19 protein-coding genes and 1 riboswitch are annotated in these 19326 nt (G+C 68.6%); of the genes, 14 read left to right on the forward strand and 5 right to left on the reverse strand.

Annotated elements, in window-relative coordinates; genetic code table 11:
* Positions 1 to 106: 106 nt before the first annotated feature.
* A complete protein-coding gene (locus AC50YC_RS13425; protein WP_494954006.1) occupies positions 107 to 898 on the forward strand; it encodes a nitrilase-related carbon-nitrogen hydrolase in 792 nt (263 codons plus the stop codon).
* Here AC50YC_RS13425 and AC50YC_RS13430 read toward each other — a convergent pair.
* Positions 877 to 2637, reverse strand: a complete 1761-nt coding sequence (locus AC50YC_RS13430; protein WP_494954007.1) for a PucR family transcriptional regulator — start codon at positions 2635 to 2637, stop codon at positions 877 to 879. The genes AC50YC_RS13425 and AC50YC_RS13430 overlap by 22 nt on opposite strands.
* Positions 2638 to 2750: 113 nt before the next feature.
* Here AC50YC_RS13430 and AC50YC_RS13435 point away from each other — a divergent pair, with 113 nt between their 5' ends.
* Both AC50YC_RS13435 and AC50YC_RS13440 read left to right on the forward strand, forming a co-directional pair.
* Positions 2751 to 4292 carry an amino acid permease gene (locus AC50YC_RS13435; protein ID WP_494954008.1) on the forward strand — a complete coding sequence of 514 codons (1542 nt, stop codon included), beginning with the start codon at positions 2751 to 2753 and terminating at the stop codon, positions 4290 to 4292.
* Positions 4289 to 5992 carry a flavin monoamine oxidase family protein gene (locus AC50YC_RS13440; protein WP_494954009.1) on the forward strand — a complete coding sequence of 568 codons (1704 nt, stop codon included), beginning with the start codon at positions 4289 to 4291 and terminating at the stop codon, positions 5990 to 5992. The genes AC50YC_RS13435 and AC50YC_RS13440 overlap by 4 nt, the downstream gene beginning before the upstream one ends.
* Positions 5993 to 6006: 14 nt before the next feature.
* On the opposite strand, the gene AC50YC_RS13445 is transcribed toward AC50YC_RS13440, so the two are convergent.
* Positions 6007 to 6525: a gamma carbonic anhydrase family protein gene (locus tag AC50YC_RS13445; RefSeq protein WP_494954010.1), complete on the reverse strand. Its 519-nt coding sequence runs from the start codon at positions 6523 to 6525 to the stop codon at positions 6007 to 6009.
* A gap of 190 nt (positions 6526 to 6715) precedes the next feature.
* Between AC50YC_RS13445 and AC50YC_RS13450 the strand changes: the two genes are divergently transcribed.
* Complete coding sequence (locus AC50YC_RS13450) at positions 6716 to 7204, forward strand: DUF2231 domain-containing protein (RefSeq protein ID WP_494954146.1); 489 nt, start codon at positions 6716 to 6718, stop codon at positions 7202 to 7204.
* 71 nt (positions 7205 to 7275) lie between these two features.
* Here the strand turns inward: AC50YC_RS13450 and AC50YC_RS13455 are convergent, their stop codons facing one another.
* A complete protein-coding gene (locus tag AC50YC_RS13455; RefSeq protein WP_494954011.1) occupies positions 7276 to 7689 on the reverse strand; it encodes a class I SAM-dependent methyltransferase in 414 nt (137 codons plus the stop codon).
* Positions 7690 to 7730: 41 nt separating this feature from the next.
* Positions 7731 to 8591, reverse strand: a complete 861-nt coding sequence (gene purU, locus AC50YC_RS13460) for a formyltetrahydrofolate deformylase (protein ID WP_494954012.1) — start codon at positions 8589 to 8591, stop codon at positions 7731 to 7733.
* A gap of 62 nt (positions 8592 to 8653) precedes the next feature.
* A riboswitch (ZMP/ZTP riboswitch) is annotated at positions 8654 to 8739 on the forward strand.
* A 171-nt stretch (positions 8740 to 8910) separates the two neighbouring features.
* Between purU and glyA the strand changes: the two genes are divergently transcribed.
* The 10 genes from glyA to AC50YC_RS13510 all read left to right on the forward strand — a co-directional run bounded on the left by glyA (position 8911) and on the right by AC50YC_RS13510 (position 18473).
* Positions 8911 to 10212: a serine hydroxymethyltransferase gene (gene glyA, locus AC50YC_RS13465; RefSeq protein WP_494954013.1), complete on the forward strand. Its 1302-nt coding sequence runs from the start codon at positions 8911 to 8913 to the stop codon at positions 10210 to 10212.
* 3 nt (positions 10213 to 10215) lie between these two features.
* Positions 10216 to 11148, forward strand: a complete 933-nt coding sequence (locus tag AC50YC_RS13470) for a bifunctional methylenetetrahydrofolate dehydrogenase/methenyltetrahydrofolate cyclohydrolase (RefSeq protein WP_494954014.1) — start codon at positions 10216 to 10218, stop codon at positions 11146 to 11148.
* Between the two features lie 222 nt (positions 11149 to 11370).
* The gene (locus AC50YC_RS13475; protein ID WP_494954015.1) at positions 11371 to 12321 is read left to right on the forward strand and encodes an ABC transporter ATP-binding protein; all 951 of its coding nucleotides are present in this window, start codon (positions 11371 to 11373) and stop codon (positions 12319 to 12321) included.
* Positions 12322 to 12331: 10 nt separating this feature from the next.
* On the forward strand, positions 12332 to 13219 hold the full coding sequence (locus AC50YC_RS13480) for an ABC transporter permease (RefSeq protein ID WP_494954147.1): 888 nt from the start codon (positions 12332 to 12334) through the stop codon (positions 13217 to 13219).
* The gene (locus AC50YC_RS13485) at positions 13216 to 14049 is read left to right on the forward strand and encodes an ABC transporter permease (RefSeq protein ID WP_494954016.1); all 834 of its coding nucleotides are present in this window, start codon (positions 13216 to 13218) and stop codon (positions 14047 to 14049) included. The genes AC50YC_RS13480 and AC50YC_RS13485 overlap by 4 nt, the downstream gene beginning before the upstream one ends.
* A gap of 90 nt (positions 14050 to 14139) precedes the next feature.
* Positions 14140 to 14709, forward strand: coding sequence for a hypothetical protein (locus AC50YC_RS13490; protein WP_494954017.1), 570 nt, complete (start codon positions 14140 to 14142; stop codon positions 14707 to 14709).
* A 10-nt stretch (positions 14710 to 14719) separates the two neighbouring features.
* Complete coding sequence (locus tag AC50YC_RS13495; protein WP_494954018.1) at positions 14720 to 15553, forward strand: exodeoxyribonuclease III; 834 nt, start codon at positions 14720 to 14722, stop codon at positions 15551 to 15553.
* Positions 15554 to 15570: 17 nt separating this feature from the next.
* The gene (gene trpS / locus AC50YC_RS13500) at positions 15571 to 16686 is read left to right on the forward strand and encodes a tryptophan--tRNA ligase (protein ID WP_494954019.1); all 1116 of its coding nucleotides are present in this window, start codon (positions 15571 to 15573) and stop codon (positions 16684 to 16686) included.
* 4 nt (positions 16687 to 16690) lie between these two features.
* Complete coding sequence (locus tag AC50YC_RS13505) at positions 16691 to 17362, forward strand: 2'-5' RNA ligase family protein (RefSeq protein ID WP_494954020.1); 672 nt, start codon at positions 16691 to 16693, stop codon at positions 17360 to 17362.
* A gap of 112 nt (positions 17363 to 17474) precedes the next feature.
* Positions 17475 to 18473, forward strand: coding sequence for a YihY/virulence factor BrkB family protein (locus tag AC50YC_RS13510; RefSeq protein WP_494954148.1), 999 nt, complete (start codon positions 17475 to 17477; stop codon positions 18471 to 18473).
* Here AC50YC_RS13510 and AC50YC_RS13515 read toward each other — a convergent pair.
* Positions 18430 to 19200 carry an alpha/beta hydrolase family protein gene (locus tag AC50YC_RS13515; protein WP_494954021.1) on the reverse strand — a complete coding sequence of 257 codons (771 nt, stop codon included), beginning with the start codon at positions 19198 to 19200 and terminating at the stop codon, positions 18430 to 18432. The two genes, AC50YC_RS13510 and AC50YC_RS13515, sit on opposite strands and share 44 nt — an antisense overlap.
* Positions 19201 to 19326 lie beyond the last annotated feature (126 nt).

Raw genomic sequence — 19326 nt, forward strand, 5'->3', positions numbered from 1 at the left:
GCTGCAGCCGGGCGGAAATGCACCGCGACGGCGACGCTGCCGCGTCGCTACGCTGGAGGAGCGAGAGTCCGCCGCCAAGGGCGGACCCCGGGACGCTGAGGTGGTAATGGTGCTACTGGCCCTGATGCAGGCGAACGCCGCCGTGCTGGACATTGACGCCAATTGCGCTGCGGTGGATGCCGCCGCCGGCCAGGCCGCCGCAGCCGGCGCCCGGCTGGTCCTCACCCCGGAGCTTTTCCCGGTGGGGTACGCGCCGCTGCGGCTGCGGGCGGAGCTGGACCCGGCGGCGCTGCCCGCCCTCCGGCGCGCCCTGGCGGAAATTGCCCGCCGGAACGGCATTGCGCTGGTCTACAGCCTCCCCGCCGTCACCGCTGCGGGGGAATGGCAGATCACGGCCACCCTCGTCGATGAGAACGGGGACGAGCTCCTCAGCTACGCCAAGGTCCACCTGTTCGGCCCGGAGGAGCGGCAGGCCTTCGTCCCGGCCGCGGCCAGCCCCGGCGTCGTGGACTTCCACGGGGTCAGGACCTCACTGGTGATCTGCTACGACGTGGAGTTTCCTGAGGCTGTCCGTGCCGCGGCGGTGCGCGGCGCCGAACTGCTGCTGGTGCCGACGGCCCTCGCGGAGGGATTCGACGCCGTGCCGCAGGTGCTGGTCAGGGCGCGGGCACTGGAGAACCATCTGACGGTGGCCTACGCCAACCACTCCGGGACCGAGGACGGCTGCGACTTCCTGGGCGGCAGCGTCATCGCGGCCCCGGATGGCGGGCTCCTGGCCGCGGCCGGAACCGGCGCCGAGCTGCTGTACGCCGAGCTGCCGGAGCCGGACCAGGCCGGGCCGGATGTAGCCTACCTGGATGATCTTCGGCCGGAGATCTACCGCTCCTGGGGCAGCTGACCGGTACCGGATTCCGGGGCGGCCGCCTCCGCCGGCATCCCGGGCAGCTCGTCCGTGTACTGCAGGGCAATCCATAGCTCCGCCCGCGCCTGCGCCTGGTTGAGGTCCAGCTCCAGCAGCTCTGCGAGCATGCCGATCTGCCGGCGCACGCTGTTGCGGTGCAGGCCGGTGGTTTTGGCCGTGGCATCCCAGCTGCCGTTCTCGCCGAGCCAGGCGCGGAGGATGCCGAGCAGGGCGTCCCGCCGTTCCGGGGCCAGCGCCAGCACGGGGGCCAGCAGCCGGGCGGCCAGCATGCCGCCGGCCTCCTTGCCGAGCAGTCCGGCCACGGACCACGTCACGTCATCAACCCGGACGCTGCGTCCGGTGGTCGTGACGCGGCCGCGCAGGGACCAGGCCCGCTGGTAGGACTCTCCCAAGCCGGAGAGCTCGGTGGCGCTCCCGATCACGAGCCGCCAGCCGAGCCGTTCCACACCGGCCAGCAGGGCGTCGTCGACCTTCAGCCGGGTGATGGCGGCAAAGCCGTCGGCGGTGATCTCCACCAGCTTGGTATCAAACATCCGCCGCCACTCCAGCAGCTCCCGCACGGGACTGTCGCCGGAGTGGCCGGCGCGGCCACGGGCGGCGGTTCCCACAGGTACGGCGGTGCCCGCCGGGGCGGCGGGAGTCCCGGCCGCCTCCGGGCGGATGCCCAGGACCACACGCAGCTGCCCGGACCGGGTGGAGGAGACGCTCTGCGCCAGCAGGTCCTTGAGTCCGTTGAGGTGGCGGGTGCCTCCCGAGACCAGGCTGTCCGGATGCAGCAGCAGCGCGGTGGCCAGCTGGCTGGGGGCCAGCGAGCCGCTGGTGCGCTGGCGCACCAGCAGTTCCAGCAGCCCGACGGCGGTGGAGACGACGCTGTTCTGGGCCGGGGTCAGCGGGGCGTCGGTGCCGAGGACCAGGGCACCCAGGTTGGCGTCCCGGGTGCTGCGCAATGGATACCCGAAGACCAGCGCCGAACCTGCCGTGCCGAAGGAGTCCAGCTCCACGCGCGGGCCGCTGCCGGAGAGCAGCCTCGCCAGCAGGGGCTGCAGCGCTGCCGCGTCCACGCCCGGCGGAGAGGTGGCCCCCGCTGCGCCGGCGGTTCCACGGGCTCGCACCCGCCCGTCGGCGCCCACGAGGACCGCCCAGACCGGAACCCGCTGCACGAGGGCGGCTAGGAGCTCGTGTTCCGGCCGCGCCGACAGCACGGCCCGCATGAGCTGCCGGTTAGTGTCCGCGAGCTGCCGGAACGTCGTGGCGTTGTCCGATTCCAGCAGTTGCGAGAATTCCAGGCCGACGGCGGCGAAGGGAACGGTCTTCGGGACAGCCACGAGGGTCAGGTTGTGCCGCCGGCAGGCCTGCACCACGGTATCGGGCACTGCGTCGAAGTACGGTTCCAGGCCAAAGCCCAGGGCGGAGACGCGCGCTCGGACCAGGCGCTGCACGTAGGCATCCGCGGGTTCCTCTGCGCCGCCCCCGCCCAGGAACGGGAGGCCGGCGGTGAGCAGGAACTCGCCGTCGAGCAGGTACGGGGTGGGATCCTCCAGCTCGCTCGGCTCCACCCAGCGCAGCCGCTCCGCTCCGTTGCCGCCGTCGTGCAGCACCACCAACTCCGGCGGCAGCTGGCGCAGGAACTGCGCCAGGGTGACGAAGCCCAGCCGCTCGCCGTCGTCAGCAGCCACGGCTGCCACGGGGGTCAAAGGCCGCGGGCGTCGGTGCATTAAGTCTCATGGCTGAAGACTATAGGTCATTTTGCACAACCGTGAGAGCTGGCTCACAAGCCTAGGCTGGATGCGGGGAAAAAAGACCACTACTGAAGATAAGGACGTCAACGATGACTGCGCCAACTCTTATTGGAGAACGGCCACCGGCCACCACGGGCCGTCCCGGACTGACCGCGCAGCTGCTTCGCCGCAAGCCGATCGGACAGCTCGTCAGCGAAGCCGAAACCGGCCACGGCGGCACGCGGCTGGTCCGCAGCTTCGGTGTGCTGCAGCTGACGATGATCAGCGTCGGCGCCACCCTCGGCACCGGCATCCTGGTGATCCTGGGCGAATCCGTGCCGCTGGCCGGTCCGGCCATCTGGATCGCCTTCGCAATCGCCGGACTCGCCGCGCTGCTCTCTGCCGTCTCCTATGCCGAGATGGCCGGGATGGTGCCCGCAGCCGGATCGAGCTACTCCTACACGTACGCGACCATGGGCGAAGGCATGGCCTGGATCTGCGGCTGGTGCCTGGTGCTGGAATACGCCGTCTCCGTGGCCGCCGTCGCGGTCGGGGCCGGCCAATACGTCAACGAAGCCCTCGCCGTTTTCGGCCTGGCGCTGCCGGACGCCATCTCGCAGCCGCCCGGAGACGGCGGAGTGCTCAACGCGCCGGCGATCGTGATCGTTGTCCTGGCCACGGCGCTGCTGGTCCGCGGCGCCAAGGAAAGCGCCTGGATCAACACGGCCATTGTGGTGGTCAAGGTGGGCATCCTGGTGTTCTTCTGCGCCGTGGCCTTCACCGCCTTTACTGCCGCACACTTCGAACCGCTGATGCCGATGGGCGCCGCCGGCGTCTCCGCCGCCGCATCCCGGGTGTTCTTCTCCTACATCGGGTTCGACGCAGCCTCCACGGCCGGCGAGGAGGCCCGCAATCCGAAGCGCGACCTGCCCCGGGCCATCCTGCTCTCGATGGTGATCGTCACCACCATCTACATCCTCGTCGCGGTCGCCGCGATCGGCGCCCGGCCCTGGGGCTGGTTCGACGGCACCGAAGCCGCCCTCGTGAAGATCCTGGAAGAGACCACCGGGCAGCCCTGGATTGCGCTGGTGTTCGCCGTCGGGGCCGTGCTGGCCATCGCCAGCATCGTGCTGACGGTCCTCTACGGACAGACCCGCATCCTGCTGTCGATGGCACGGGACGGCATGGTGCCGAGGGTCTTCGGCCGCGTTTCGCCCCGCACCGGCACCCCGGTTGCCGGAACCCTGATTGTGGGCTCCGCCGTCGCCCTCACTGCGGGCCTCGTCCCGCTCGGAGCGCTGGCGGACGCGACCAGCATCGGCACGCTCTTCGCCTTCGCCCTGGTCAACGTCGCCGTCATCCACCTGCGGCGCCACCGGCCCGAGCTCACGCGCAGCTTCCGCGTCCCGCTGTTTCCGCTGACCCCCATCCTCGGCGCCGCCATGTGCGGCTACCTCATGCTCAACCTGGGCGCCGACACCTGGGTGGTCTTTGGGCTGTGGATGCTGGTGGGCCTGGCCGTCTACTTCGGCTACGGCCGCAGGCACTCCCGGGTGGCGGCACTCAGCCACGAGGAATACCGTGAACTATCCGCCGCGGCGCCGTCCGACTCCACAACCACGCCCGAACCGATGAAAGCACACCACTCATGACAACCGCCACAGAACTCCCGGCCCCCGGACCGGCAGCGCCGGGCTCCGGCGACCAGCCTCCCATCACCATGCTGAACCCCGACTTTCCGTTCAGCTACGACCACTACCTCGCGCATCCGGACGGCCTGGGCGCCATCCCGGCCGGGCTCCACGGGACCGAAGTGGCCGTCGTCGGCGCGGGGCTCTCCGGGCTGGTGGCGGCCTATGAGCTGATGAAACTGGGCCTGCGCCCGGTCCTCTACGAAGCGGACCAGATCGGCGGACGGCTGCGGACCGCGGCCTTCCCCTCGGCCGCCGGCGTCGTCGCCGACCTCGGCGGGATGCGCTTCCCGGTCTCGGGCAAGGCCTTCTACCATTACGTCGAGCTGCTCGGACTGGAAACCCAGGAGTTCCCCAACCCGCTGGCGGCGGCGACCTCCAGCACGGTGATCGAGCTCGCCGGGCAGAAGCACTACGCCCGCACCCCGGCGGACCTCCCGCCGTTCTTCCGGGAAGTCGCGGAGGCCTGGAAGGCGGCCGTCAACGACGGCGCCAAGTTCGCCGAGATGCAGGACGCCATCCGCGCCCGGGACACCGCCCGGATCAAGGAGCTGTGGAACGCGCTGCTGCCCCTGCTGGATGAGCAGACCTTCTACGGTTTCATCGCCGGCAGCGACTCCTTCAAGCAGGCCGGATTCGCCCACCGCGAAGCGTTCGGACAGGTGGGCTTCGGCACGGGCGGCTGGGACACGGACTTCCCCAACTCCATCCTGGAAATCCTGCGCGTCGTCTACACCGACGCCGACGACGCGCACCGGCTCATTGCCGGCGGAGCGCAACGGCTCCCCGAAGCGCTCTGGCAGCACGCGCCGTCGGGCATGGTCCACTGGCCCGAGGGAACCTCGCTGGCATCGCTGCACGCCGGCGCCCCGCGGGGCGCCGTGGACCGGATCGCCCGGGACGGCAGCGGCGACTTCCGCCTCCGGGAACGGTGGGGCCGCGAGGCGGCCTACCCAGCCGTCATCACCACCTGCCAGTCATGGCTGCTCTCGACGCGGATCCACACCGAGGAAACCCTGTTCCCGGCAGAACTGTGGACCGCGATCGAACGCTCGCACTACATGCAGTCGTCCAAGACCTTCGTGATGGTCGACCGGCCCTTCTGGAAGGACATCGATCCCGCTACCGGACGCGAGGTCATGTCCATGACGCTGACGGACCGGCTGAACCGGGCCACCTACCTGCTGGACAACGGACCCGACCAGCCTGCGGTGATCCTGCTCTCCTACACCTGGAACGACGACGCGCTCAAATGGCTGGCGCTGGACGCGGACCAGCGGGTCGAGCTCATGCTGCACTCGCTCGCGCAGATCTACCCGGGCGTGGACATCGCCGGCCACATCGTCGGTCAGCCCATCACCGTCTCGTGGGAAGCGGACCCCAACTTCATGGGGGCCTTCAAAGCCAACCTGCCGGGGCACTACCGCTACCAGCAGCGCCTCTTCAGCCACTTCAAGCAGGACACCCTCCCGGAGGGGCAGCGCGGGATCTTCCTGGCCGGCGACGACGTCTCCTTCACCGCCGGGTGGGCCGAGGGCGCCGTGACCACCGGACTGAACGCGGTGTGGGGCGTCGTCAACCACCTGGGCGGGTCATCGGCCGCCGGGAACCCGGGCCCGGGCGATGTGCTGGACGAACTGGGCCCGATCTCGCTGGACTGAGTCTCCCGGCGTGCTTAGCCGTGCAGGTCGCGGTGCGCCCGGGCCGACTCCTGGTAGTGCGCCGCGTTCTGCTGCACGCCCGCGAACTCCTCGTCGGTAAGTTCGCGGCGGACCTTGGCCGGCACCCCGGCGACCAGCGAGCGGGGCGGGACCACGGTGCCTTCCAGCACCACGGCGCCGGCGGCCACGAGCGAGCCGGCGCCGATCACCGCTCCGTTGAGGATGGTGGCGCTCATACCGATCAGGCAGTCGTCCTCGACCGTGCAGCCGTGTACGACGGCGCTGTGGCCGACGCTGACCCGGGCGCCGACCGTGCAGGGGAAGCCCGGGTCCGCGTGCAGCACCACGTTGTCCTGCAGGTTGCTGCCGGCGCCCACGCTGATCGCGGCGGTGTCGGCCCGGACGGAGACGCCGTAGAAGGCGCTGGAGTTCTCGGCGAGCGTGGCCTTGCCGATCACCGAGGCGCTCGGTGCGATGAAGGCGGATGCGTGGACGGCCGGGGTGTCCCCGGCGAAAGCGTAAATGGGAGCCATGCCTCCAGCCTAGGACACACCCCCAACCCGTTGCGCTATCACTTGTTGAGGTTTTCAGGGCTGAGAACCACCACAAGTGATAGCGCAACGGGGGTTGAACCGGGGCCGGGGCTGAGTAGGATCGGGGCCATCAAAGGCGCTGTCCGGGAGGTGGTCCGTGGTGACGGAAAACGGGAGATTCCGACGAGTGATGCGGCGGCTGGAGGAGTCGGACCGCCTCGATCCGGCCGTCCGGGCGGCGGAGCCTCTCGCGGGCCGGCTGGTGGCCAACCCCAGGCTGCGCAGCTTTTTCCGGGGTGACGCCACCGGCAGCATCCCGCATGCCGTCGCCACCGACGTGCCGTTCGGGGCCTGGTTCATGGCGATCTTCCTGGACCTCTTCCCCGACGAGGGAACCCGGCGGGCAGCCGCCCGGCTGGTGGCCCTCGGCGTCGTCGCGGCCGGCCCCACGGGAATCACCGGCTGGGCCGAATGGGCCCAGGCGGACCGCGCCACCCGACGCGTCGGCGTCGTCCATGCCGCGGCGAACGGCACGGCGACGCTGATCTTCCTGGCCTCCTGGGCTGCGCGTGCCCGCGGACGTCACAGGCTGGGCGTGCGGCTGGCCCGGCTGGGCGGCGTCGTGCTGATTGTTGGAGGTTTCCTGGGCGGCTACATGCGCAGTGTGCGCCGCCCCTGAGCCGTTGACCTTTCAGTTGTGGTCACTCTCAGCGCTGGGAACAACCACAACTGATAGGTCAACGGGTGTTTTCAGGCGGGGGAGCGGAGCACGGTGAAGCCGGTGCCCTGTTCCGGGAGGCCCTGTTCCGGGAGGACGACGGCGATCGGCGCGCCGGGCGCCGCCACCCGCCCCAGTTCCCGGACGACGTCGTCCCATTCCTCCGGGGGCAGTCCCGCGAGGGCGTCCACCGCCCACACGGACGGGAACACCGAGTCGGCAAAAGGCAGCGAGCCGGCCGCCGCGACCGAGGCTTCCAGGCCCCGGGCGCGCGCCGAGTGGATGTGCTCCTCCGACGGGTCGACGCCGGTGAAATGGATGCCGGACTGGACAAAGCGCAGCCCGTCCGCGCCCTGGCCGCAGTCCAGGCCCAGGACGCCCTCGCGCCCCTCGGCCTTGAGCAGGGCCACGAACTCGGTCAGCGGATCTTCCGGGGAAAGTGCCATACCCCTATTCAATGACCGCCGTCAGCTGAAAACAACCGGGCTCAGTTGAAAACAACCGTCCGGTTCCCGTCGAGCAGGACCCGGTGCTCGGCATGCCACTGCACGGCCTGGGCCAGCGTGCGGCCCTCCACATCGCGGCCCATCTGGACGAACTGCTCGGCCGTGCGCCGGTGGTCCACCCGGATGACTTCCTGCTCGATGATCGGCCCCTCGTCCAGGGCAGCCGTCACGTAGTGCGCGGTGGCGCCGATGAGCTTCACGCCCCGGGCGTGCGCCTGGTGGTAGGGCTTGGCGCCCTTGAAGGACGGCAGGAAGGAATGGTGGATGTTGATGGCCTTGCCGGTCAGCTGCTGGCAGAGTTCGTCGGAGATGATCTGCATGTAGCGGGCCAGGACCGTGAGCTCGATGTCGTGTTCGGCCATCAGCGCCCGCAGCTGGTCCTCCGCTTGGACCTTCGTGTCCGGGGTGACCGGGATGTGGTGGAAGGGGATGCCGTAGAACTCGGCCAGCCCCGCCAGGTCCCGGTGGTTGGACACGATGGCCGGGATCTCGATCGGCAGGGTGCCGGAGCGCTGCAGGAACAGCAGGTCATTGAGGCAGTGCGCGGATGTGCTGGCCATCAACAGGGTGCGGACCTTCCGGCCGGCCGGGTTGAGGCTCCACTGCATGCCGAAGGCCTGGGCGACGGGCTCCAGGGCGGCCTGGAGCTCCAGCTGGGAGGAGGCCGTCGTGGCCTCGACGCGCATAAAGAAGGTGCCGGTGCTCTGGCTGCCGTACTGCTGCGAATCCGTAATATTGCAGCCCGCGACGAGCAGGGCGCCCGCGACGGCGTGCACGATTCCGGGGCGGTCCGGGCAGGAGAGGGTCAGGATATAGGAAGCAGTCAGCTGGTCGTCAGTCACGGAAGACAAGCCTACCCGCGGTCAACCAGGGGCTGGGTCCGGGCCGCCGGTCTGGGGTAGTCTGGAACGGTCGCAACTGGCGTTGGGTGGCTAACCACCAGGGAGCGGCACTCACGAAGACCACGGATCGTACGCCTGGGCCGAGGGTCATGTTTTTCCGGTTGGCAGCACCCCGCTGCCGGCCCGCATCGGCGCCCACTGCGGGTGCCGGCCCCCTGGCACGTCCCCGCATCCCGGGGCCGTAATCTTGGGGCGCCGCCGCGGGCCAGCCGGTAACCTGACCTTAAGCAGTGCCCGTTGCCTAGCCAGGAGTTCCCCCGTGACCACCTCTCTTAGCCTTTCTTCAGCCGCCGTGAGCAACCAGCCGCTGGCCGACCTTGACCCCGAAATTGCCGCCGTCCTCGCCCAGGAACTGGGCCGCCAGCGCGGCACCCTGGAAATGATCGCCTCCGAGAACTTCGCCCCGCGCGCTGTGATGGAAGCCCAGGGCTCGGTCCTGACCAACAAGTACGCCGAGGGTTACCCCGGCCGCCGCTACTACGGCGGCTGCGAGTACGTCGACATCGCCGAACAGCTCGCGATCGACCGGGTCAGGGAGCTCTTCGGCGCCGAATACGCCAACGTCCAGCCGCACTCCGGCGCCCAGGCCAACGCCGCGGCGCTCTCCGCGATGATCACTCCGGGGGACAAGATCCTGGGCCTGTCCCTGGCCCACGGCGGCCACCTGACCCACGGCATGAAGCTCAACTTCTCCGGCAAGCTCTATGACGTCGCCGCGTACCAGGTCGAGGAAGACAACTTCCGCATCGACATGGACAAGCTCCGCGCGCAGGCCATCGCCGAGAAGCCCAAGGTCATCATCGCCGGCTGGTCCGCCTACCCGCGCCACCTCGACTTCGCGGCCTTCCGCTCGATCGCCGACGAGGTCGGCGCCCTGCTCTGGACCGACATGGCGCACTTCGCCGGCCTCGTTGCCGCCGGACTGCACCCGAGCCCGGTGCCGCACTCCGACGTCGTCACCTCCACCGTGCACAAGACCCTCGCCGGCCCCCGCTCCGGCGTGATCCTGGCCAAGCAGGAGTGGGCCAAGAAGATCAACTCCAACGTCTTCCCGGGCCAGCAAGGCGGACCGCTCATGCACGTGATCGCCGCCAAGGCCGTCGCGTTCAAGATCGCCGGCACGGAAGAATTCAAGGAGCGCCAGGAACGCGTCATCGAGGGCGCCCGGATCATCGCCGACCGCCTCAACCAGTCCGACGTGTCCGACGCCGGCGTCTCCGTCCTGACCGGCGGCACCGATGTGCACCTGGTCCTGGTGGACCTGCGCAACTCCCAGCTCGACGGCCAGCAGGCCGAGGACCTCCTGCACTCGGTCGGTATCACGGTCAACCGCAACGCCGTGCCGTTCGACCCGCGCCCGCCGATGGTCACCTCAGGCCTGCGCATCGGCACCCCGGCCCTGGCCACCCGTGGCTTCGGCGCCGAGGAGTTCACCGAGGTCGCCGAGATCATCGCGACCGCGCTGAAGGCGGGTTCCGCCACCAACATCGAGGCGCTCCAGTCCCGCGTGGACAAGCTCGCCGCCGACTTCCCGCTGTACCCGCAGCACGAGCAGTGGTAGGCCATGACTTCTGCTGAAACCGCACAAACGGCTGAAACCGCGCGGATCCTCGACGGCAAGGCCACCGCCGCCACGATCAAGGCCGAACTGACCGAACGCGTGGCCGCGCTGAAGACCCGCGGGATCGTCCCGGGCCTGGGCACCATCCTGGTCGGTTCCGACCCGGGCAGCACCTGGTACGTCGGCGGCAAACACAAGGACTGCGCCGAGGTGGGCATCACGTCCATCCGCCGCGACCTGCCGGAGGAGACCACCCAGGAGGAGTTGCTGGCCGTGGTCCGGGAGCTCAACGACAACCCGGAATGCACCGGCTACATCGTCCAGCTCCCGCTGCCCAAGCACATCGACCAGGACGTCATCCTGGAGGCCATGGACCCCGAGAAGGACGCCGACGGCCTGCACCCGATGAACCTCGGCCGGCTCGTGGCCAACGTCAGCGGCCCGATGAAATCCCCGCTGCCGTGTACCCCCAAGGGCTGCGTGGAGCTGCTCACCCGGCACGGCATCAACCTCAACGGCAAGCGCGTCCTGGTGGTGGGCCGCGGCGTCACCATCGGCCGCCCAGTGGGACTGCTGCTGACCCGCAAGGACGTCAACGCCACGGTCATCCTGGCGCACACCGGCACGGTCGACCTGCCCGCCGAACTCCGGCAGGCCGACGTCGTGATTGCCGCGGCCGGCCAGCCGCACATGATCAAGGCGGAGGACCTCAAGCCGGGCGCCATCGTGCTCGACGTCGGCGTCAGCCGCGTCGATGACGGCTCGGGTAAGGCGGTGGTCACCGGGGACGTGGACCCCGCCGCGGCCGATGTCGCCGCCTGGCTCTCGCCGAACCCCGGCGGAGTGGGCCCGATGACCCGCGCCATGCTGCTGGCCAATGTGGTCGAAACCGCCGAACGCCACCTGGCAGAGGCGGGCCCCTCCGGCGCCGCCTGAGTCCCGGCACTGCCTGAGTCCCGCCCGCGCCCGGGGCGCCCCTCCTTCCCGGAGGTGGCGCCCCGAGCCGTTTAAGCCCCGGACATCACGGAACGGCAAACGTCTGGATTTTTTACGAAAAGACTCTTTCATAGTTCGGCGGTATCCACTACCGTGATTCGGGTGCCTGAACTAGTCTCAAGAGAATCCTCAGCCAAGGAAGCCTCCCAAAAGGACGCCCCATTGAGCAGCCCCTCCGAACCCGGCCCGCCGCAGTACGTGATCACGGCCGAAAACCTCACGAAACGTTACGGCGACGTCGCCGCCGTCGACGGCATCTCCTTCTCCGTGCCCGCCGGTGAGGCCTTTGGCCTGCTGGGCCCCAACGGCGCCGGGAAGTCCACCACCATGAAGATGATCGGCGGGGTGTCGCAGCGGACCTCCGGAAGCCTGAGCATCATGGGCTTGGACCCCGACCAGAACGGGCCGGAGGTCCGCGCGCACCTGGGCGTTGTCCCGCAGCAGGACAACCTTGACGAGGAACTCAAGGTCCGCGACAACCTATTGGTTTACGGGCGCTACTTCGGCCTGCCCATGAGCTACCTCAGGCCCAAAGCCGATGAGCTGCTGGAGTTCGCGCAGCTTACGGACAAGGCCAAATCCAAGGTCGACGCGCTCTCCGGCGGCATGAAGCGCCGCCTCACGATCGCGCGGTCCCTCATCAATGAACCCCGGCTCCTGCTCCTGGACGAACCCACCACCGGGCTGGACCCGCAGGCCCGGCACATCCTCTGGGACCGGCTGTTCCGGCTCAAGGAGCAGGGCGTCACCCTGATCCTCACCACCCACTACATGGACGAGGCCGAGCAGCTCTGCGACCGCCTGATCGTGGTGGACAAGGGCAAGATCATGGCCGAGGGCTCGCCCGCCAGCCTGATCCGCGAGTACTCCACCCGGGAGGTCCTGGAGCTGCGCTTCGGCTCGGAACGCAACGCCACGGTCGGCGCCGAACTCGAAGGCATCGGCGAACGGCTGGAAACCCTGCCGGACCGCGTCCTGATCTACGCCCACGACGGCGAGGCCGCCCTCGAAGAGGTCTCCGCCCGCGGACTGCGCCCGGTGACCTCGCTGGTGCGCCGGTCCTCGCTCGAGGACGTCTTCCTGCGCCTGACCGGCAGGAGCCTCGTTGACTAGGAAAGCCGGGCTGCCGGAGCCGGCGGCCGCTACCGGGGCCGCGGCCGGCGCGGCCCCGGGCGCCCCGGCCTCTCCCGTCCTGCGCGCGCATTCGCCGGAGGTCTCGGCCGCCCGGGCACGGCGCTGGGGTTCCCTCTACTTCGCCGAACACGTCCTCCGGGTGATGAAGAGCTACGGCTGGACCATCGTGATGTACGGCGTGGGGCAGCCCGTCGCGTACCTCTTCGCGATGGGCGTGGGACTGGCCACCCTGGTCGACACCAACAGCGAGGCCGGCTTCGGCGGGGTCAGCTACCTGACCTTCATCGCACCGGCGCTGTTGATCTCGGCCGCGGTCATGACGGCGGCGAACGAATTCACCTTCCCGGTGATGGACGGTTTCAAATGGCGCCGGGTCTACTACGGGCCGCACGCCTCGCCGCTGACCCCGGAGCAGATCGCCCTCGGGCAGATCATCGCCGTCACGGTGCGCTTCGCGCTGCAGTCCGCCATCTACTTCGGTGTGGTGGCGCTGTTCGGGGCGTCGCCGAGCGGCTGGGGCTGGGTATCGATTCTGGTCGCCACCCTCGCCGGGCTGTCCTTCGGGCTGCCGCTGATGGCCTACGCCGCCTCGATCAAGGAGGACAAGGGCCAGTTCGCCATGGTGATGCGCTTCATCGTGATGCCGCTGTTCCTGTTTTCCGGCACCTTCTTCCCGCTGGACACCCTGCCCCTCGCCGTGCGCTGGATCGGCTGGATCTCACCGATCTGGCACGGCACCGAGCTGGGCCGGGTCTTCAGCTACGGCTACCAGGAGCCCCCGCTGCTGACCATCGCACACCTCGTCTTCCTTCTGGTCCTCACGGTGGTGGGCTGGGTCCTGGCCAAACGCCAGTTCATCAAAAGGATGGCCGGATGAGCGCCGTAACCACCAGCCACAGCGCCACCGAGGCCGCCCGCAACCGGAAGTTCGGGCCGTTGTACTCGCGCAACGTCCGCGCCGTCGTAGCCCGCGGGCTGATGGCCACCAAGAGCAGTAACTGGATGGTCATGCTCTCCGGCTTCTTCGAACCCGTGCTGTACCTGATCTCGATGGGCGTCGGCCTGGGCGCGATCGTCGGCTCGGTGCAGGGGCCCGGCGGCGGGGAGATCTCCTACGCCGCCTACATCGCCCCGGCGCTGCTGGCCGTGTCCGCGATGAACGGCGCGGTCTACGACTCCACCTGGAACGTCTTCTTCAAGATGAACTTCGCCAAGCTATACCAGGGCATGCTCTACACCTCCCTGGGCCCGCTCGACGTCGCCATGGGGGAGATTTTCCTGGCCCTGCTGCGCGGGCTGATGTACGCCACGGGGTTCACCGCCGTGATGGGTGTGATGGGGCTGATCACGACGCCGTGGGCCATCCTGATGATCCCGGCCGCGGTACTTATCGCCTTCGGCTTCGCGAGTTTCGGCATGGGCATCACGAGTTTTATGAAGACGTTCCAGCAGATGGACTGGATCAACTTCGTGATGCTGCCGATGTTCCTGTTCAGTGCCACCTTCTACCCGCTCAGCGTCTACCCGCAGTACATCCAGTGGCTCATCCAGGCCATGCCGCTGTGGCACGGCGTGGAATTGCTCCGGCAGATCAGCGTGGGCGTTTTCACCCCGGCGACGGCGGTGCACATCGGCTACTACCTCGTGATGATCGCCTTCGGCGTGCTGCTCACCACCGGCCGGCTGCGCCGGCTGTTCCTCAAATAGTTCATGAAACCGAGGTCCGCTCCGAGCGTCCTCCGTTCGCCCCGGGTGGAAGGTGCCCGGGGCGGCGCGAGGGTTTGCGATAATGGGCTCATGCAATCTCTGGGCAACCCCGCGTCTTCCAAGCCGTCCCCGAACAGCGCCGCAGGCAAGTTCTCCATGTTCCGCATCAGCGGACCCGGGATGATGGTGTTTATCATCGCCTTCGTCGTCGCGGTCATCTTTGCTGCGAACCAGAACGACGTCGTCGGCTGGCTCGTGGCGATCATCGCCGGCTTCTGGCTCGCCCTGGCCTCCTTCGTGGTCTTCAGCATCCAGAAGGCAGCCAAGAAGGCCGGCGCCAAGCTCACCGAAGCGCAGAACGCCTTCAACGCGGCCGCCGGCCGGGCGCCGTCGTCGGGCAGTGTTGACCACGGCGGCACCCGCCTCGTGCAGGCCCGCCGCGAATCCGACGAGGTCCGGGACCTGAAACTGGACCACTCGTTCAAGATTGTGCAGGTGCAGGTCCGCGTCGTCGAGCAGGAACGGGCGAAGGGCGCCGCCTCGGACCAGGACACGATCCGTCGGGCACTAGAGACCATCGAGATCACCGCCACCAACGCCCGGGACATGATCAAGTCCTCCGGCACCGACGAACCTGTCGCCGGAACCATTGTCGACTAGAGTGGATCGGGTGAGTTCGGCATTGAAGAAGGACAACCTTCGCATCGCATCAGTCAACGTCAATGGCCTCCGTGCCGCCTACAGGAACGGCATGGCGGAATGGCTTGAGCCCCGCGAAGTGGACATCCTCTGCCTGCAGGAAGTCCGCGCGCCTGACGCGATCGTCCACGACCTGCTCGGCGAGGGCTGGTACATCCTGCACGCCGAAGCCGAAGCCAAGGGCCGCGCAGGCGTCGCCATCGCCTCCCGGACCGAACCCCTGAAGACCCGCGTGGGCATCGGGGACGATTACTTCGCCACCGCTGGCCGCTGGGTCGAAGCCGACTACATTGTCCGCAACGCGGAGGGGGAGGCCTCGCAGCTGACCGTCGCCAGCGCCTATGTGCACTCCGGCGAGGCGGGCACCCCGAAGCAGGACGACAAGTTCCGGTTCCTCGACGTGATGCTCAACCGGCTTCCCGAGCTGGGCAAACACAGCGACCACGCCCTCGTGGTGGGCGACCTCAACGTCGGCCACACGGAACTGGATATCAAGAACTGGAAGGGCAACGTCAAACGTGCCGGCTTCCTGCCGGAGGAACGGGCGTACTTCGACCGGTTCTTCGGCGAGGATATCGGCTGGAAGGATGTTCACAGGGGCCTGGCGGGTAACGTCGACGGCCCCTACACTTGGTGGTCGCAACGGGGACAGGCCTTCGACAACGACACCGGCTGGCGCATTGACTATCACATGGCCACGCCCGCTCTCGCTGCTGCCGCAGTGTCAGCCGTCGTCGACCGGGCACCGTCCTGGGATACACGCTTCTCCGACCACGCCCCGCTGGTAGTGGACTACCGGCTCTAGTCTTAAGGCTCCCACGCATGACTTCTCCCTCCACTGTGACCCCGGTCAACGGCGCCGCCGCCGAAACCACCACCGCCACCGCCGCCGTCCCCACCACTGCTGTACCCCTGGGGGTCAGGCAGCGCATCCTCTCCGGCATGCAGCCCTCGGCGGACTCCCTGCACCTGGGCAACTACCTCGGCGCCCTGGTGAACTGGGTCCGGATGCAGGATGAATTTGACGCCATCTTCTTCATCCCGGACCTGCACGCGATCACGGTGCCGCAGGACCCGGCCGAACTGGCCCACCGCACCCGGGTCACGGCCGCGCAGTACATTGCCGGCGGCGTGGACGTGGACAAGTGCACCCTCTTCGTCCAGTCCCAGGTGCCCGAGCACGCCCAGCTCGCCTGGGTCCTGAACTGCATCACCGGCTTCGGCGAGGCCTCCCGGATGACCCAGTTCAAGGACAAGGCCTCACGGCACGGCTCGGACCAGGCCAGCGTGGGCCTGTTCACCTACCCGGTCCTGCAGGCCGCGGACATCCTCCTCTACCAGCCGCACGGTGTGCCCGTGGGAGAGGACCAGCGGCAGCACGTGGAGCTCAGCCGCGACCTGGCCCAGCGCTTCAACTCCCGCTTCGGAGAGACCTTCAACGTTCCGGCGCCCTTCATCCAGAAGGAATCGGCGAAAATCTACGATCTGCAGAACCCCACCGCCAAGATGTCCAAGTCTGCGGAATCACCGGCGGGGCTGATCAACCTCCTGGATGATCCCAAGGTCATCGCCAAGCGGATCAAATCCGCCGTGACCGACGCCGAGACGGAGATCCGCTTCGACCGCGAGGCCAAGCCCGGGGTCTCCAACCTCCTGACCATCTACTCGGCGATCACCGGGCAAAGCGTGGAGGCCCTCGTCGCCGCCTACCAGGGCAAAATGTACGGCCACCTCAAGGTCGACCTCGCCGAGGTCGTGGCGGAGCGTCTGACCCCCATCCGGGACCGGGCCAACGAACTGCTGGATGACCCCGCGGAACTCGACCGGCTGCTGGCGCTCGGCGCCGACAAGGCCCGCGAAATCGCCTCCGTCACCCTGCGCGACGTCTACGCCAAGGTGGGGTTCCTGCCCTACGCCGGAACCCAGGGAGTCCGCTAGCGCAATGTCCTCCGTCAGCAAAGTCACCGCTAACGAGCCGGCACGCACCTCCATGCGTGCCGGCGGCAGCAGCAGCGCGGCTCCAGAGTTCCAGGACGCCGAGGGCAATGGACAGCGCAGCGAAGGCATCAGTATCGGCGTGATCCTGGGGTTCCCGGCGGAAATCGCCGAGGAGCTCCAGCGCTGGCGGGCGTCCTTCGGAGACCCCATGGCGGGCGTCATCCCTGCCCACATCACGCTGGTGACCACCACCACGACCCAGGACTGGGAAGCGACGCGCAACCATGTGCGTGACGTGGCGAGCAAGCAGGAGCCCTTCAACGTGACCATCGCCGGGACCGGATCCTTCCGGCCCGTGTCTCCCGTGGTCTTCCTCAACGTTGAGGACGGCTTCGGCGATTGTGTCAGCCTGCACCAGCAGCTGCAGACCGGACCGCTGGAGCGGGAACTGCCGTTCGCCTACCATCCGCACGTCACGGTCGCCCACGACGTCGCCCCCGAGAGTCTCGACGAGGCCGAAACGGCGCTCAAGGATTACAGGGCCACGTTCCCGGTGGCTAGCATGGGACTTTACGAGCACGATGACAACGGCATCTGGCAGCTACGGGAAGAGCTTGACTTTGGGACCGAACCTGACAACGACCGAGGCGAGGACGGTGCCGCGGGCGCCCGCTGAGCCGCCCCTTCCCACCGATCTGGCCGGGCTGAAACTGGAAGTCATCCGGAAGAGGGTCGACTGGGGCAAGGTTCGACGCTCCGGCGGCGGGGGCATCGCGTCGCTGTTGGCGATGGTGCCGTGGCTGCTGGCCCGGCTCAACACGCTCCGGCCGCTGCGGGTGTTCCAGCACTACGGACGCCAGCACGGCCCGCTGATGAGTGCCGGCATCGGGTTCAGGATGTTTTTCTCCATTACGGGCCTGTTGGCCACCGGGTTCTCCCTGGCTGGCCTATTCCTGAGCGGGCAACCCGCGCTGCTGGACCAAATCATCAGGAGCGTGGCCATGACCGCGCCCGGCCTCCTGCAGGTCAACGGCAGCGAGGGCCTGGTTGACCCGTACGCGCTGCTGGACCCCTCCGGCTTGGGCTGGACCGCCGTGATCGCCGCCGCGGTGACGGTGTTCACGTCGCTGGGCTGGATCAGCGGCGTCCGCGACGGCGTGCGGGGCATGATGCAACTCGGCCCGCGCGGCATGAATCCGGTCCTGCAAATACTGCGCGACGTCGGCACCCTGCTCCTGCTGGGGGTGGCCCTGGTGATCAGCGCCGGAGCCTCGCTGGTGTTCGGTACGGCGGCGGACTGGGTGGCCGCGCAGCTGAACCTCGATCCGCTGCTGGCCGGGCCCCTGGCGACCTCCGTCACAATCATGGTTCCGCTGCTGCTCGGTTGGGGTACCGCCGTGATCATGTTCCGGGTGGCCGCGGGGCTGAAGCCGGCCCGGCGCGCACTGCTGGAGGGGACCCTCTTCGCCGCGGTGGGCACCACCGTGCTGCAGATCTTCAGCACACAACTGCTGGCCAGTGCGGGCAGGAACCCCATCCTGGCGCCCTTCGCGATCATTATCGGCCTGCTGATCTGGTTCAACCTGGTCAGCCAGGTCTATCTGGTGTGCGCCTCGTGGGTGGCGATCCGGGAGCAGGACCTCAGTCTGGCCCCAGCCGGCAAAAAGACGGGGTGGGGCGCCCGCCGGGTCCAGCCGGGCAAGACCCCCGTTGAGCCGGCGGAGAGCCCCCGCCCGGCCGTGGCTACGAGGTGGCGTCGAGGTACTGGTCGGCCCAGGCTGAAATAATCTTCGCGGCGCGGGCCGCCTGGCCCTTGGCCGTCAACAAGTGATCGCTGCCCTCGAGCGAGACGAAGCTGCGCGGATGCCGTGCGGTCTGGAAGATGGTGCTCGCATTCTCGATGCCGACGGTGTTGTCGGTGGGGGAGTGCAGCACCAGGAGCGGCTTCCCGAGCCGCCGGATGCAGTCCGTCAGGTCGGCGTTCTCCAGGTCCTCCACGAAGTGCCGGCGGATCTCCACCCGTTTGCCGCCCAGGTCCACTTCCGCGCTGCCCTCGCTGAGGATCCGGTCCAGGGCGGCGTCAAAGACGTGGGCCACATGGTTGGGGGAGAACGGCGCGCCCACGGTGGCGACGGCGTCGAGCTCCGGGATCTCCCGCGCGGCCGCCAGGACGGCGGCTCCGCCAAAGGAGTGGCCCACGAGCAGCGAGACCGCCCGGCCGGTCCGGCGCATGAATTCCGCGGCCTTCACGGTGTCCGCCACCTTGTGGCTGAAGGAGCCCTCCGACCACAGGCCGGCCGATTCGCCGAGGCCAAGGTTGTCGAAGCGGAGCATGCCCACTCCGTTGTCCGCCAGCGCCTTGCAGATCCTTGAGGCCGCGGGGCTGTCCTTGCCCAGCGTGAAGCCGTGCGAGAACACGCCCCAGCCTTTCACCGGTCCCTCGGGGACGTCGACGATGCCGGAGAGGATTTCGCCGGTGGAACCCTGGAAGGAGACTTTCTCGGAGCGGGACACGTGGACCTTTCGTGCTGGCGGGCTACGACGACGGCGCCCCCACCTGGCAGGTGGGAGGCGCCGTCGTCGTGTTTCTTTTGCTGCTGACTTGCCAGGTTCTGGCTCTGCAGGTTGTGGCGGGCCGGG

Source organism: Pseudarthrobacter sp. MDT1-56 (assembly GCF_059383555.1).